At 32.1% G+C, this 15157-nt stretch carries 15 protein-coding genes; 2 read left to right on the top strand and 13 right to left on the bottom strand.

The genetic code is table 11. The annotated features are described in order from the left end of the window. Positions 1-88: 88 nt before the first annotated feature. Positions 89-931 carry a pseudouridine synthase gene (locus KO500_RS03645; RefSeq protein WP_215955142.1) on the top strand — a complete coding sequence of 281 codons (843 nt, stop codon included), beginning with the start codon at positions 89-91 and terminating at the stop codon, positions 929-931. Positions 932-962: 31 nt separating this feature from the next. Further along, positions 963-2027: a zinc-binding metallopeptidase family protein gene (locus tag KO500_RS03640; RefSeq protein ID WP_215955141.1), complete on the top strand. Its 1065-nt coding sequence runs from the start codon at positions 963-965 to the stop codon at positions 2025-2027. A gap of 21 nt (positions 2028-2048) precedes the next feature. Here KO500_RS03640 and KO500_RS03635 read toward each other — a convergent pair whose 3' ends face one another. The 13 genes from KO500_RS03635 to KO500_RS03575 all read right to left on the bottom strand — a co-directional run bounded on the left by KO500_RS03635 (position 2049) and on the right by KO500_RS03575 (position 15042). Further along, on the bottom strand, positions 2049-3644 hold the full coding sequence (locus KO500_RS03635) for a M1 family metallopeptidase (RefSeq protein ID WP_215955140.1): 1596 nt from the start codon (positions 3642-3644) through the stop codon (positions 2049-2051). 32 nt (positions 3645-3676) lie between these two features. Further along, positions 3677-4957, bottom strand: a complete 1281-nt coding sequence (gene argH / locus KO500_RS03630; RefSeq protein ID WP_215955139.1) for an argininosuccinate lyase — start codon at positions 4955-4957, stop codon at positions 3677-3679. Positions 4958-4997: 40 nt separating this feature from the next. After that, positions 4998-6068: a M20 family metallo-hydrolase gene (locus KO500_RS03625; protein ID WP_215955138.1), complete on the bottom strand. Its 1071-nt coding sequence runs from the start codon at positions 6066-6068 to the stop codon at positions 4998-5000. A 2-nt stretch (positions 6069-6070) separates the two neighbouring features. After that, a complete protein-coding gene (argB, locus tag KO500_RS03620; protein ID WP_215955137.1) occupies positions 6071-6853 on the bottom strand; it encodes an acetylglutamate kinase in 783 nt (260 codons plus the stop codon). 27 nt (positions 6854-6880) lie between these two features. Next, entirely contained in the window at positions 6881-7822 is a 942-nt protein-coding gene (locus KO500_RS03615) for an acetylornithine carbamoyltransferase (RefSeq protein ID WP_215955136.1), read from the bottom strand. A gap of 37 nt (positions 7823-7859) precedes the next feature. Then, entirely contained in the window at positions 7860-8621 is a 762-nt protein-coding gene (gene proB, locus KO500_RS03610) for a glutamate 5-kinase (RefSeq protein ID WP_215955135.1), read from the bottom strand. A gap of 24 nt (positions 8622-8645) precedes the next feature. Then, positions 8646-9845, bottom strand: coding sequence for a glutamate-5-semialdehyde dehydrogenase (locus KO500_RS03605; RefSeq protein ID WP_215955134.1), 1200 nt, complete (start codon positions 9843-9845; stop codon positions 8646-8648). Then, positions 9842-10969 carry an aspartate aminotransferase family protein gene (locus KO500_RS03600; protein ID WP_215955133.1) on the bottom strand — a complete coding sequence of 376 codons (1128 nt, stop codon included), beginning with the start codon at positions 10967-10969 and terminating at the stop codon, positions 9842-9844. The genes KO500_RS03605 and KO500_RS03600 overlap by 4 nt, the downstream gene beginning before the upstream one ends. Next, complete coding sequence (gene proC, locus KO500_RS03595) at positions 10966-11766, bottom strand: pyrroline-5-carboxylate reductase (protein WP_215955132.1); 801 nt, start codon at positions 11764-11766, stop codon at positions 10966-10968. The genes KO500_RS03600 and proC overlap by 4 nt, the downstream gene beginning before the upstream one ends. A gap of 70 nt (positions 11767-11836) precedes the next feature. Then, entirely contained in the window at positions 11837-12811 is a 975-nt protein-coding gene (gene argC / locus KO500_RS03590) for an N-acetyl-gamma-glutamyl-phosphate reductase (RefSeq protein ID WP_215955131.1), read from the bottom strand. Then, the gene (locus KO500_RS03585; protein ID WP_215955130.1) at positions 12808-13221 is read right to left on the bottom strand and encodes a hypothetical protein; all 414 of its coding nucleotides are present in this window, start codon (positions 13219-13221) and stop codon (positions 12808-12810) included. Before KO500_RS03585 ends, argC begins: the two co-directional genes overlap by 4 nt. Further along, positions 13214-14404, bottom strand: a complete 1191-nt coding sequence (gene argG, locus KO500_RS03580; RefSeq protein WP_215955129.1) for an argininosuccinate synthase — start codon at positions 14402-14404, stop codon at positions 13214-13216. The genes KO500_RS03585 and argG overlap by 8 nt, the downstream gene beginning before the upstream one ends. Then, the gene (locus KO500_RS03575; protein ID WP_215955128.1) at positions 14404-15042 is read right to left on the bottom strand and encodes a GNAT family N-acetyltransferase; all 639 of its coding nucleotides are present in this window, start codon (positions 15040-15042) and stop codon (positions 14404-14406) included. The genes argG and KO500_RS03575 overlap by 1 nt, the downstream gene beginning before the upstream one ends. Positions 15043-15157: the final 115 nt, after the last annotated feature.

The raw sequence follows: 15157 nt of genomic DNA, 5'->3' as shown, positions 1-15157 counted from the left end.
AAGCTTTTATAAATTAGATACTTAAATCAACACTTAGTTTGGTTATACATCCAAAATCCTTTACTACCTTTGTGCAAATTATTTTTTTATGAGTAGGTCAGATTCCAACAATGATAATAAGGCTTCAGGGAGACAGGGAGGAACATTTAGAAAGAAAAGTTATGCTAGAGGTAATTCTCCAGTAAAGAAAAACGTCGCTCCAAAGAAACCTTCTAACCCTAATATTTTACGATTAAATCGTTATGTAGCAAACTCTGGAGTTTGTTCACGTAGAGAAGCAGATATTTTTATTGCAGCAGGTAGTGTTACTGTAAACGGAAAAGCTGTTACTGAAATGGGATACAAAGTTAATTTAACTGACGAGGTTAAATTTGACGGTCGTTTATTAAACCCAATTAAAAAAGAATATATTATACTTAATAAACCTAAAGATTTTGTTACCGTATCAAAAGATGGTAGAGGTAACCGAAGCGCAATGGGTTTAATATCAAATGCTACAAGAGCTAAACTTTTACCAGTTGGTAAAATGGATAAATCTTCAATGGGTTTAATGCTTTTTACAAACGATGGAGAGTTATCTACACGATTAAATAGCCCAAAAAACGGTTTACGTAAAATTTATCACGTTGAGCTTACAAAACCTTTTAAAAGTGCAGATCTTAAAAGAGTTCAAGATGGTTTGATGGTAGAAGAAAAGATAGTTCGTGTTCAAGATATTAGCTATATTGATAATGCCCCAAAAAATCAAGTAGGTATTGAAATATACAGTACTAGAAATAATATTGTACGTCGTCTTTTTGAAGAGTTAGACTATGAGCTTGTGAAATTAGATTTAGTTGTCTATGCAGGAATTACCAAAAAAGATTTACCAAGAGGACACTGGAGACCACTTACTGAGCAAGAGGTTATAAATTTAGGTATGATAAAATAATATTTTAGTCAATTTACTTAACTGTGCATGGATGAAACTTTTTCAATGTAATAATTGCAATAATATTGTTTTCTTCGAAAATAATTTTTGTCGTAAATGCGGTTGTAAATTAGGCTTTCTTGAAAAAGAAATGGCGCTCATTTCGTTAGACTCAAAATTAACGGAATGGGTATTGCCTAACCAGAATAATTCTGTTTATCGTTATTGTGAAAACTATAAGCATGGTGTTTGCAATTGGTTGGTTGAAGCTAATGGCTCCAAACTTTGCAAAGCATGTAGTTTAAATACTATTATCCCAAACCTACAAACGAACCAGAATAAAGAGAAGTGGAAAAAATTAGAGGTTGCAAAACATCGCTTAATTTTTCAATTACTACAATTAAAATTACCCATACAAAGTAAGATAGTTGATAAAGAATCAGGACTCAGTTTTAATTTTTTATCGAAGCAAGAAGCTACAGGTGAGAATAAAAACTTGATGACTGGCCATGCAAATGGTGTAATAACCATTTTACTTTCTGAGGCAGATTCTGTATTGCTTGAAAAAATGAAAAAGGATCTAGATGAGAAATATAGAACCTTAATTGGGCATTTTAGGCATGAAGTTGGTCATTATTATTGGGAACGTTTAATTAGAGATAATAATCAAGTATTAGAACAGTATAGAACTTATTTTGGAGATGAAAGAGTTTCTTATGCTGATGCCTTGGATAAACACTATAAGCAAGGTCCTGTGCAGAATTGGCAAAACAGTTTTATCAGTGAATATGCTTCATCACATTCTTGGGAAGATTGGGCCGAAACCTGGGCGCATTATTTACATTTAATGGATACCTTGGAAACCGCTTATTACTTCGGTTTAACTGTAGATACGAGAATTGATAATGAAAATCCTATTCAAATGGAAGCATTGTTTGATCCTTACCAAAACAATAATTTTGATAAGATTGTAGATTCTTGTATTCCTCTATATTCTGCAATTAACAGTATGAATAGATCTATGGGCATAGCTGATGTTTACCCATTCGTAATTTCAGAACCCGTAATTGAAAAAATGAAATTTATACACCAGACCCTAAAAAAATGGGCTTGTTAAGTGTTTAAAAATAGATTTGAATTACTCAAACAACAGCCAATAATTTGGGTCTAAGATCATTGAATCTGGTTTTGATTTTAAATTAATCTCAAAAGTTTCAGATTGTTTATCTACTTCTATAGTTTCAATTTTTATTTTATCACCTTGTACAATTCCAATTTCTAATGGGAAATTGTAAACATGATGCGTTTGTAATTGATTAATAGTTATTTGAAGCTTTTTCTTTTTGTAATTCCATTCATGTTTTAACTTTGGGTGTCCTTTAATAAATAACCATTGTTTAAAAAATGCTTCTAAGTTTTCACCAGATGCTTTTTCCATACATTTAATAAAATCATCAGTTAAAACATTTGAATTTCGGTAAGTTTTATAATAGTCTCGTATCCCTTTCCAAAATACTTCATCTCCCAATTTATGACGTAACATATTTAGTACCCAACCCCCTTTTTGGTAACTGTTTACACTCAACACTTTCATTGGGTCTGTTATTGTAAGATCTACAATTGGTGCCGGATTTTTTTTGTAGTACTCGATTACTTCTTTTCGGTCAATAGCTAACTCTTTTTTTCGCGCTTTATCACCGTGGGCATGTTCTAAATATAAGATTGAAAAATAGGTGGCAAAACTTTCACTCAGCCAAACGTGATTCCAAGTTTTTTCTGTTGCAGAATTACCAAACCATTGGTGTGCAATTTCATGAGCTATTAAATCTTCAACATTATTTTTACCATTCACTGAATTTTCAAAATAAGAAATAGTTCCAGCATTTTCTAGTCCGCCCCATTGTGTTTTAGCTTGCATGTTAGCTAATTTAGCATAAGAATAAGGACCAATATTGTCAATAAAATATTCGAGTACATTTGATGCTACTTTGTAATCAGAAAAGCCATCAAGTCTGTTTTCAGGATATACCCAAGCAGTCACAGGAATATTATGAATTATGTCTAATAATTTACTGGCAAATTTAGTAACACCAATAGTGACAACTTTCATTGCAACAGGTGAAGGTTCTTTGTAAGTAGTAAGTTTAAAACCATTATCTAAACTGCTCTCTTCAATCTTTTTTCCTGTGGCAACTACATCATAATATTCAGGTGCAGTAACTCTAAACTCAATCGTAGCTTTGTCATATGGGTGATCAACAGATGGCAACCAATGTCTCGCTAAATTAGGCCAGTTATCTCCAAAAAAAGAACGCTCCCCAAACTTAGTAGTTGAAATTACTAAACCTCTTTCAGGTATTCCGTTATAAATGATCTTAAAAGTTTTTAACCCTTTTGTAGCTTCAGTTGGTGTAATACTAATTTTATTATTCTTATGAATAAAATTTACAGGTGTATCACCTTCAAAAACATTGGTGACTTCCATACCAAAGGTTTCTGACTTTCCAATTAGGTCTAAATCAAAAGAACCTTCAATATTTTTAAACAACACATTAATTATTGCCTCACCTTTAATTTGATTGTTCTCATCATTAAGAGTAAGACTAAAAATATAGTCTTGAATATCAATATTTTCATTTTTTTGATAGGTGTCTTGAGCAAAAACACTAGGAACACTTATTAGGAATAAAACAATACTGATACTTTTTTTAAGACTAGATAATGTCAATTTCATTTATGTTTTTTAAAAGGGTTATAATGATGAAATTAAAATATTTTTTTCATTTTCTCGCGAATATCATTTAAGCATAAGTTACCCAAACTACCTTCGTGTGTGTGTTTAATATCTCTTTTTGGTGAAAATGTACCTTCGTTAATTTCTTTACCCATTTTCTTGTATGCATCTCTAAACGGAATACCGCTAAGTACCAATTCGTTTAATGTATCAACACTAAATAAATAATCATATTTAGTATCCCCAAGGATGTTTTCATTAACTCTGACTTCTTTTAAGCTAAAAGTCAAAATCTCAATACAAGCTCTCAAATCTTGTATGGCAGGTACTATCACTTCTTTCACCAATTGTAAGTCTCTGTGGTATCCACTTGGTAAATTATTCAAAATCATAGTTAACTGTGTAGGTACTGCTTGCAAACGGTTACATTTACCTCTAATAAGTTCAAAAACATCAGGGTTTTTCTTGTGTGGCATAATACTAGAACCAGTTGTTAATTCATCAGGGAAAGAGATGAAATTAAAATTCTGACTCATATACAAACAAATATCCATTCCCATTTTTGATAGGGTAGCGGCAACGCTACTGATACCAAAAGCAGTAGCTTTTTCAACTTTACCACGGCCCATTTGAGCGGCAACAACATTATATTTTAAACTAGCAAACCCCATTTCTTTAGTGGTGAAAATACGGTCAATAGGAAAAGAGCTTCCGTAACCAGCAGCACTACCTAATGGGTTTTGATCAGCAACTTTGTAGGCAGCATCAATAAAATATAGATCATCAATTAAACTCTCTGCATATGCAGAAAACCACAAACCAAATGATGATGGCATTGCAATTTGTAAATGTGTATAACCAGGTATTAAAACCGATTTATATTTATCAGCAAGGTTTAATAAAAGATCAAAAAGAACTTTAGTTTCTGATTTGATTTCAGTCAATTCATTTTTTAAATACAAATGCATGGCAACCAAAACTTGATCGTTTCTTGAACGTGCAGTGTGTATTTTTTTACCAGTATCTCCTAGTTTTTCAATTAAAAGAAACTCAATTTTAGAGTGCATATCCTCAAATGAATCTTCAATAGTAAAAGTTCCATTTTCTATAGTAGCACCAATATTATCAAGCTCTTTTACTAAGTTTTCAGTTTCTTCTGCAGTTAATAAGCCAATTTCACCTAACATTTTAGCATGTGCTTTTGATGCTATTACGTCATATTTAGCTAATTGTAAATCTAATTCTCTATCGTTACCAACCGTAAAATGGTCTATTTTTTTATCAGTACTAAATCCTTTATCCCAAAGTTTCATAATCCTAATTATTAAGTAGTTTGTATTAAGTATTTAGTACTTAATTCTGTTTAATAAATCCGTTTAATATTTTAATGTATAAATCGATACCCTCTTCAATTTCGTTTACGTAAATAAACTCATCAGCAGAATGCGATCTTGTACTATCACCAGGTCCTAATTTTAAAGACTGACACGTAAGTGCTGCTTGATCAGACAGGGTAGGAGAGCCGTAAGTTTCTCTTCCTAGTGCTATGCCTGATTGTACTAACGGATGATCTTTATCAATTTTTGATGAATTAAGTTTTAATCCGCGTTCTTTAATTTCACAAGGCGCTTTAGCTTTTAGCAAATTGGCTATTTCTAAATTAGAGTAGCTGTCATTAACACGAACATCAATGACTAAATCTACTTGTGAAGGAACTACATTATGTTGTGTTCCTGCATTTATTTGCGTTACCGTAAGTTTTACATCGCCTAAAGCTTCGGATGACTTCTCAAATTTATAATTTTTAAACCAATCAAGTACTTCTATTGTATTGTAAATTGAATTGTCGTTATTTGGATGAGCTGCATGTGAAGGAGTCCCTTTTACAACAGCATCAAATACCACCAAACCTTTTTCTGCAATAGCTAAATTCATTAGTGTAGGTTCACCAACAATAGCAACATCAATATGTGGTAATGAAGGAAGCAAACCTCTTAAACTATTAACTCCTGCATTTTCTTCTTCTGCGGAAGCAACCATTAATATGTTGTGGTTTAAATCTTCTGCGATATAAAAATAAGAAAAGGTCGCGAGCAATGAAACCAAACAGCCACCTGCATCATTACTTCCTAAACCGTATAATTTACCATCTTCAATATGAGGTAAAAAAGGATCTTTTGTGTATGCTTGATTAGGTTTTACTGTATCGTGGTGAGAGTTTAACAAAAGCGTTGGTTTTGTATCATCCCAATGCTTGTTTTTAGCATACACATTATTATTATCTCTCGTAAACGGAATTTCAAAAAAGTTGAACCAATCTTGAATTGCTTCAGCAGTTTTATCCTCTTCTTTTGAGAATGATTGAATACTAATCAACTGTTTTAATAGCGCAATAGCTTTTTCTGTAAGTTGTTTTTGATTCATAATTATATTGTAATTGTTGTAAATAAAGTAGCATCAGTTTTTATCATTTCGATATCACCTAAACAAACTTTAGTTACTTTATGATGTAAAGCATGATAGCAATTCTCTAATTTAGGAAGCATACCATCTGCAATAATTTTTTGATCTAGTAATTCTTGGTATTTATTTGAATTGATATGTTTTACTACAGATTCTTCATTTTTAATATCTAATAAAACACCTTTTTTTTCAAAGCAATAATATAAGGTGGTGTCAAAATTTTTACTCATGCCTATAGCTATTTCTGAAGCTATTGTATCGGCATTGGTATTTAAAATTTGTCCGTTACCATCATGTGAAAGTGCACAAAAAACAGGTGTTAAGTCTGCATTTAATAACGTAGTTATTAAATTGGTGTTTACACCATCAATATCACCTACAAAACCATAATCGATATTTTTTACAGGTCTTTTGTGAGCTTGAATAGCATCGCCATCTGCTCCACTTAAACCTATAGCGTTACAATTATTGGCTTGTAATTTACCTACAATCTTCTTGTTGGTTAACCCACCGTAAACCATTGTGATTATGTCAATACTATCAGCATCAGTAATACGGCGGCCATTTACTAATTTAGATGCAATGCCTAATTTACTTGCTAATTGTGTAGCTAATTTTCCGCCACCATGCACTAATATTTTAGGACCTTCAATTTTGGAAAATAGCGTTAAGAATTTATCTAATTCAGTAGTGTTTTCAATTACATTGCCGCCAATTTTAACTACTGATAATTTTTTCTTATCCATAAGAATTATTTTAATCTGCCTTTTTGTTTAAGACAGATTTTCTAATATTTTTTTTAATACGATTTGTGCTGCATATGTTCTGTTGTTGGCTTGTTCAATAACAATACTTTGATTGCTGTCTAAAACAGCATCTTCAACCACAACGTTTCTTCTAACAGGTAAACAATGCATAAATTTAGCAGCGCCTAATTTTTCTTTAGTCATCATCCAGTTTTTGTCATTGTTCAGTACTTGACCGTAATTTTTATAATTACTCCAGTTTTTTACGTAAACAAAATCAGCATTCTCTAAAGCTTTTTCTTGATCATGCTCAATCATAGCATCTTTTGTAATGTTAGGGTCTAGCTCATACCCTTCAGGGTGTGTAATTATAAAATCTGCATTTTGCTTTAACATCATTTCAGTAAATGAATTGGCTACAGCGTGTGGTAATGCTTTTGGGTGTGGAGCCCAAGAAAGTACAATTTTCGGCTTGTCTTTCGTATTATTTTCAGCAATAGTAATTGCATCAGCTAAAGCTTGTAATGGGTGGCCAACAGAACTTTCCATATTTACTACAGGAATTGTTGTGTGCTTTTTAAAACCATTTAAAACAACTTCTGCTTCGTCTTTTTCTTTGTCTGTTAATGAAGCAAAAGCTCTAATAGCAACTATATCACAGAATTGAGAAACCACTTGAGCGGCTTCTTTAATGTGCTCAGAAGTACCTTGATCCATAACTGTTCCGTCTCCATATTCTAAAGCCCAACCTTCACTGCCAAAGTTCATTACCATAACTTCAAGACCTAAATTCATTGCTGCTTTTTGAGTGCTTAAGCGTGTTCTAAGACTGTTGTTAAAAAATAATAAACAGATAGTTTTGTTCTCTCCTAAGTTTTTAAAAGCTTTAGAATTTGCCTTTAACTCTTTTGCATCAGCTACCCATTTTGGTAGTGAATCTATATCTTGTATGCTTGTGTAATGTTTCATTTGTAATTTGTTTCTAGTAAAGCAACTAGTTGTTTTACTATCTTATTTTTGTAAAGTTACTTTTACCGTTTATAGCATCAGTAATAAAATTTTCTCTTAATCCGTTTACAATCCAAGTTTCTATATTAGATGCATGTGCAATTGTTGCGGCTTCAACCTTAGATTGCATACCACCTGTTCCATGTGTTGATTTACTGTTGCCAACCTCATTTAGTAATTCGTTTAAGTTAATTACTTCTTCAATAGTTTCAGGCATATCAACTTCAAATGATTTTTTAGTGTAAACACCATCAGTATTAGTAGCAATTATCAGCAAATCTACTTTTAATAAAGAAGCCGTAAGTGCGGCTAATTTATCATTGTCACCAAATTTAATTTCGTCCGTAGCAACAGTATCGTTCTCATTTATAATAGGAATAAAATTATTTGCAACCAGAACATCAATGGTGTTTTTAATATTTGATTTAGCTTTTTGGTTCTCAAAATCTGAATAGGATAACAAACATTGTGATGTAAATAAACCAAGTTCTCTAAAATTTTCTTGAAAAATACGCATCAAGTGAGGTTGTCCTATTGAGGCTAAAGCCTGTTTTATGTTAATATCTTCACCATTATGTTCTAATTTAACAAATTGCTTTGCCGCTGCTATTGCACCAGAACTAACGATGATAAATTCATACTCATCTTTAAGACTTTCTATTTGGCGACCAATATCTTCTATTTTTCCACGAGAAATATGATTCGTTTCTTTTGTTAAGGTATTGGAACCTACTTTTAATAAGATGCGTTTCTTTTTCATTTTCAATTTCGTGTTTTAAAACATTTATGGTCTTATTTGCCCTTCACCTAATACATACCATTTATTGGTAACCAAGTGTTGCAATCCAATAGGGCCTCTTTGGTGTAATTTATCAGTACTAATTGCTAATTCGCCACCCAGACCAAATTGAAACCCATCAGTAAAACGTGTTGATGCATTATGATATACTGCTGCAGCATCAACAGATTGTAAAAATGTTTCTGCTTTTTCAGTATTTGAAGTAATGATAACAGCCGAATGTCCGCCACCATAGGTGTTTATTTTTTCAATAGCATCTTCAACATTGGCTACTTGACCAATTACTATTTTATAATCTAAAAACTCTTTATACCAAACATCGTCGTTTTCAATTTCTTTAACACCTTCAATTTCTGAAAATATAGTATCTGTTAAAATTTCAACATCACTCTTTTTAAGTTCGTTGATTAAGTGTTGTAAAAACTCATGCTTACGAGGCATATCGGCAGCAATTAAAACTTTATCTAAAGCATTACATGCAGATATTTTTGTTGTTTTAGCATTGATAATGATATCAATAGCCATTTGTAAATCTGCTTCTGAAGAAACGTATGCAAAATTATTACCACGACCACTAATTATTACTGGGCAATTAGCGTGTTTTTTTACAAAAGAAATTAGTTTTTCACCTCCACGAGGAACAATTAAATCCATCTTTTGAGTAGGATTTTCTAAAAATGCTTGTGTTTGTTCTCGGTTAAATTGTAAATAAGTAACCCAGTCAGTATTACAGTCATTTTCTTCTAAAGCTTTATGCCATAAATCAACCAAAGCTAAATTACTATTTAGTGATTCTTTACCACCCTTTAATAATATTTTATTTCCAGATTTAAATGCAATTCCTGCTGCTTCAATTGTAACATCAGGTCTAGATTCATAAATGATACAAACGGTGCCAAATGGTGCTGTTTTATTACTTACTTTAATACCGTTGTCATGTTCAAAAGCAAAACGTTCAACACCTAAAGGATCTGTTTGACTAGCTAGTTGCTGTAATGATAAAATCATTCCTTTAATTTTATCATCATCAACTTTTAATCGATCGGCCATGGCTAAATCATCACCAGAATACGCTTCTAAATCTATTTTATTAGCGGCTAAAATGGTTGATTTTTTTGATGCTACTAAGGCAGCCATAGTATTTAAAACCTTATTACGTTGTTCTATGTTTAATATTAAGCTCACTTTAGTTCCTCTTTAAGTGCGTTGAAAAATGTATCTATATCTTGTTTTGTAATATTTAAAGCAGGTAAAATTCTCAATAAGTTTTTGTTCATTGCACCACCTGTAAACATGTGTTGAGTATGAATAAGTTTTTTGCGTAAGGCAGCTACTTCAAAATCAAATTCTAAACCAAGCATTAGACCTCTACCTTTTACTTTTTTAACTTCAGGAATTTCTGTGGCACAAGTTTTGAAATACTCACCTAATGTAGCGGCATTTTCAATCAAATTATCTTTTTCAATAACCTCTAAAACTGCCATTGATGCAGCACATGCTAAATGATTACCACCAAAAGTTGTACCTAACATTCCGTATTTAGCTTCAATACTTTCATGAATAAGTACACCACCTACAGGAAAACCATTCCCCATACCTTTAGCGATACTTACAATGTCAGGTTGTATGTTGTGATGTTGAAAACCGAAAAATTTTCCACTTCTACCAAAACCACACTGTACTTCGTCAGCAATAAGTTTTACATTGTTAGCTTTACAAAGTTTTGCAACGCTTTGATAAAAATCAGTTGAAGGCTCATCTAAACCACCAACACCTTGTATTGCTTCTAAAATTACTGCACAAACATCACCTTTTTCAATTTCAGTAGTGAATGAAGCTAGATCATTAAAAGCTAAAAAAGTAACCTTTTGTTGCTTATTAATTGGCGCATTTATCTTTTGGTTATCAGTAGCAGCTACTGCTGCAGACGTTCTACCGTGAAAACCATTATTAAATGCTAATACTCTAGATTTTCCTGTTTCAAATGAAGCTAATTTTAGCGCATTTTCATTTGCCTCAGCACCAGAACTACATAAAAACAAATTGTAATTATTGCAATTTGATAATGTACCTAATTTTGTAGAAAGCTCAACCTGTAATGGGTTTTGTACAGCATTGCTATAAAAACCTATTTTGTGTAATTGATCTTCTAATCTTTTTACATAGTGTGGGTGAGAATGCCCGATTGAAATTACAGCATGTCCACCATAAAAATCTAAATATTCTTGTCCTTTGTCATCTGTAACAACTATTCCTTTTGCACTTACAGGTGTTACATCATAAAGTGGATAAACATCAAATAGTTTCATAATTCCCCTTTTTTTATTTCACTTATTTTTTCATAAGATGCTACAATACCTTGTATTAATGACGAACTTAAACCTTGATGTTCCATTTCGTTTAAACCCTGTATTGTACACCCTTTTGGAGTCGTAACTCTATCAATTTCTGCCTCCGGATGATTGCCAGATTCTATTAACAAGTTTGCAGCACCATCGCAAGTGTGCATTGCTAATTCTTGAGCTTCTTTAGCATCAAAACCAAGTTGAATAGCACCTTGAGTTGTAGCGCGTATTAATCGCATCCAAAAGGCAACACCACTAGCACAAATTACTGTAGCTGCTTGCATCTGACTTTCAGGAATTTCCATAGAATGGCCCATCCGGTTGAAAATAGCTTTAGCAAGCTCAATTCGTTTTTTACCTTGTTCATTACTACAAATGCAAGTCATAGATTTACCTACAGATATTGCTGTATTTGGCATACTACGGATGATGTTATGATCAGTACCAATAATTGCTTCAATTTGAGAAATAACCACACCTGTAATGGTTGAAATTACCACGTGTTTTTCATTTAACAAATCTTTTACATCAGTAAGAATTTGCTCAAATTGTGCTGGTTGAACAGCAAATATTAAAATATCAGACTTTTCAACTGCTTCTCTATTATCAGAAGTAACAGTTACGTTTCCGTATTTTTCATATTTAGAAATTTCTTCTGTATTTCGTTTCGTTAAATACATACTAGTAGCACCATTAGAATTTAATATTCCTTTGGCGATAGCTAATCCTAAATTTCCTGCTCCTATTATGGCTACTTTCATTTTTTTAATTTTACTGCTTTTTAATTTAGATTACGCTCAATCAATATTTGTTCGCTGAGTGAAATCGATGCTAAAAAACTCCTGCTTTTAAATTCAGTCCTATATTTTCCTCAAAACCAAACATTAAATTCATGTTTTGTACTGCCTGACCAGATGCTCCTTTTAATAAATTATCTATAGCTGAAGTAATTAGAAGACGATCATTAAACTTATGTAAATGAATATGACAGTGATTAGTATTTACTACTTGCTTTAAATTTATTTCTTGTTCTGAAATATGTGTAAACAAAGCATCTTTATAAAAATCTTTATAGAGAGCTATTGCATCTTCTATACTACCTTCAAACTTAGTATAAGCTGTAGCTAAAATTCCTCTTGTAAAATTCCCTCTGTTAGGTAAGAAAAATAATTCTCCTACTTCATTGTTATAAGAAGCTAAACTTTCACCTATTTCGCCTAAATGTTGGTGAGTAAAAGGTTTATACCACGATACATTGTTATTTCTCCAACTAAAATGTGAAGTAGCTGATGGACTAACGCCTGCACCAGTACTACCTGTCACAGCATTTATATGAATTTCGTTATTTAAAAGTCCTGCTTTTGCTAATGGTAATAAACCAAGTTGAATAGCTGTCGCAAAACAACCAGGATTAGCAATATAATTTGCTTTTTTAATTGCAGGCTTATTTGTTTCGGGTAAACCGTAAACAAATTTTTTGCCATTTAAAATAGCATCAGCATCTAACCTAAAATCATTACTCAAATCAATGATTTTTGTGTTAGCAGAAAAATCATTTGCATTTAAAAATGTTGTTGAATTTCCGTGACCTAAGCATAAGAAAACAACATCTACATTTAAGTTTACATCACCTGTAAAAGCAATATCAGTAACCCCTAATAAATCAGGGTGTGCTGTTGTAATTTTTTTTCCAGCTCTTGTGGTACTGTACACAAAATCTATAGTTACTTCTGGGTGGTTTAAAAGTATTCTGATAAGTTCACCTCCAGTATATCCAGAACCACCTATTATTCCAGCTTTAATCATATATTATTACTTAATTCGATTAATTTCGTAACAAATGTTCCTACTTTAACTATATTATCAGTTAGTTCAAAAAATTTTGAAATTTTTGGAGATAAATTTTCGTTTAATTTTTGTTGATCCTCTTTACTTAAGTTTTCAAATTCTTTTATCCAATTTTCAAAATATGCTCTACCTTTAACTGTTAGCCCCATAAATGAATTCTCTACCAAATTTTCTGAAATTAAATATTGAGTAGCTGTTAGATAGTCTTGATAGCTATAATCACCATCAAATATTTCTTTAATCTCATTTTTTAAATCACTTTCATTTATTGGAATTTTTGTTCTTCCACTTGTTTGAAGATAGATTTTAAACAATATCAGATGGATATAAAGATCTCTTGTTTCAAGTAATTTTAAAATACTATTCATTACTATTGTTTACGTAGTTGTATATTCTACCTGAGTTTGAGAGCATTTTAATAAAGCCTTTAGCATCAGTTGCAGACCAACCCTTATTAACTTCACCGTAACTTCCAAAAGCATCCGTCATTAAATCATGTTCAGATGAAATTCCGTTTAATCTAAATTGGAAAGGGTATAAGCTTAAGAAAACATCTCCAGAAACAGTCTTTTGTGTATCTGTCAAGAAAGTTTCAATATTTCTCATTACAGCATCTAAATAATTGCCTTCATGTAATAACATTCCGTAAAAATTACCTTGTTGCTCTTTTTGGTATTGTTGCCATTTAGTTAGTGTATGTTTCTCTAATAAATGGTGTGCTTTTATGATAATTAAAGCGGCAGCTGCTTCAAAACCAACTCTACCTTTTGTACCTATAATAGTATCACCAACATGAATATCTCTGCCAATTGCATATTTAGAAGCCATAGTTTCTAATTTTTCAATATTTGCAACAGGATTATCTTTAGTGCCATTAACTGCAATTAACTCACCTTTTTCGAAAGTTAGTTTTACATCACTAGGTTCTTTATCTTGTAATTGACTTGGGTATGCACTATCTGGTAAAGCATTTTGAGATGTCAATGTTTCTTCACCACCAACTGATGTCCCCCAAAGCCCTCTGTTGATTGAGTATTTTGCTTTTTCCCAAGGGTAATCAATGCCATTCTCTTGTAAATAAGCAATCTCAGCCTCTCTTGAAAGTTTATTATCTCTTATTGGTGTAATGATTTCTATTTCAGGAGCTATAATTTGAAAAATCATATCAAAACGAACCTGATCGTTACCAGCACCAGTACTACCATGAGCAATATGTGAAGCCCCCACTTTTTTAGCGTAGTTTACAATTTCAATAGCCTGTACAATACGCTCAGCACTTACTGAAAGTGGGTAAGTATTGTTTTTAAGCACGTTCCCGAAAATTAAAAACTTAACTACTTTATCGTAAAAAGTTTGAACAGCATCAATTGATTTATATGATGTTGCACCTAATTCAATAGCTTTTTTTTCTATTTCACTGATTTCTTCTTTTGAAAAACCACCTGTGTTTACACTTACAGCATGAACTTCAAATCCTTCATCTTTTGATAAATGTTTTGCACAGTATGATGTGTCCAAACCACCGCTATAGGCTAATACTAATTTTTTCATTATTCTTTCTTTTTTATGAAAAGGGATTCTTTTATACTTTTTAATTTTTTGAAAGCTTTAGGGTTTGCTTTTTCATGGCCCTTAGTTACTTCGTTTTCTGCTTTCTTTTTATTGTCAGTTGCAGGGTCATACAACATGCCGGTGCACAAACACATTTTTCGTTCTGTACGTGTAAGAATGTCAAAGTTTTTACAAGTTTGACAACCTTTCCAGAATTCAGGATCATCCGTAAGTTCTGAGAATGTTGTTGGTTTGTAGCCTAATTCGTAATTAATTTTCATTACTGCTAAACCAGTAGTGATTCCAAAAATTTTAGCATCAGGAAATTTTTCCTTTGATAGCTCAAAAGTTTTTTCTTTTATTTTTTTAGCAAGTCCTTGTGACCTGTAATCAGGGTGAACGATAAGGCCAGAATTGGCAACAAATTTCTCATGCCCCCAGACTTCTATATAACAAAAACCTGCAAACTTACCGTTGTCTAATGCAATAATAGCATTACCATTACCTAGCCTTTTACAAATATATTCCGGAGTTCTTTTTGCGATTCCTGTTCCTCTGACTTTGGCAGATTCCGCTATTGTATCGCAAATAGCTTCAGCGTATTTAAAATGTGACTCGTTAGCAATTTGTATTTCCATTGCCAATTAGGATTAAGAGTAAAAAATTAATTGAAATATTGTTTTGTCTTTCTGCGGAAATGGACTCACCTATTTCCATAATATATCACACCCTTACGGGCGACGGCGTGTAGGT

The sequence above is a fragment of the Cellulophaga baltica genome, from assembly GCF_018861125.1.
In the GTDB taxonomy this organism is placed as follows: domain Bacteria; phylum Bacteroidota; class Bacteroidia; order Flavobacteriales; family Flavobacteriaceae; genus Cellulophaga; species Cellulophaga baltica_A.
The sequence above is the reverse complement of the archived record's forward strand: the minus strand, read 5'-3'. Positions and strand labels throughout refer to the sequence as shown.

Coding starts and splice junctions, on each gene's coding strand:
- KO500_RS03645 (WP_215955142.1), top strand. CDS start 89: ATGAGTAGGTCAGATTCCAACAATGATAATAAGGCTTCAGGGAGACAG.
- KO500_RS03640 (WP_215955141.1), top strand. CDS start 963: ATGAAACTTTTTCAATGTAATAATTGCAATAATATTGTTTTCTTCGAA.
- KO500_RS03635 (WP_215955140.1), bottom strand. CDS start 3,644: ATGAAATTGACATTATCTAGTCTTAAAAAAAGTATCAGTATTGTTTTA.
- argH (WP_215955139.1), bottom strand. CDS start 4,957: ATGAAACTTTGGGATAAAGGATTTAGTACTGATAAAAAAATAGACCAT.
- KO500_RS03625 (WP_215955138.1), bottom strand. CDS start 6,068: ATGAATCAAAAACAACTTACAGAAAAAGCTATTGCGCTATTAAAACAG.
- argB (WP_215955137.1), bottom strand. CDS start 6,853: ATGGATAAGAAAAAATTATCAGTAGTTAAAATTGGCGGCAATGTAATT.
- KO500_RS03615 (WP_215955136.1), bottom strand. CDS start 7,822: ATGAAACATTACACAAGCATACAAGATATAGATTCACTACCAAAATGG.
- proB (WP_215955135.1), bottom strand. CDS start 8,621: ATGAAAAAGAAACGCATCTTATTAAAAGTAGGTTCCAATACCTTAACA.
- KO500_RS03600 (WP_215955133.1), bottom strand. CDS start 10,969: ATGAAACTATTTGATGTTTATCCACTTTATGATGTAACACCTGTAAGT.
- proC (WP_215955132.1), bottom strand. CDS start 11,766: ATGAAAGTAGCCATAATAGGAGCAGGAAATTTAGGATTAGCTATCGCC.
- argC (WP_215955131.1), bottom strand. CDS start 12,811: ATGATTAAAGCTGGAATAATAGGTGGTTCTGGATATACTGGAGGTGAA.
- KO500_RS03585 (WP_215955130.1), bottom strand. CDS start 13,221: ATGAATAGTATTTTAAAATTACTTGAAACAAGAGATCTTTATATCCAT.
- argG (WP_215955129.1), bottom strand. CDS start 14,404: ATGAAAAAATTAGTATTAGCCTATAGCGGTGGTTTGGACACATCATAC.
- KO500_RS03575 (WP_215955128.1), bottom strand. CDS start 15,042: ATGGAAATACAAATTGCTAACGAGTCACATTTTAAATACGCTGAAGCT.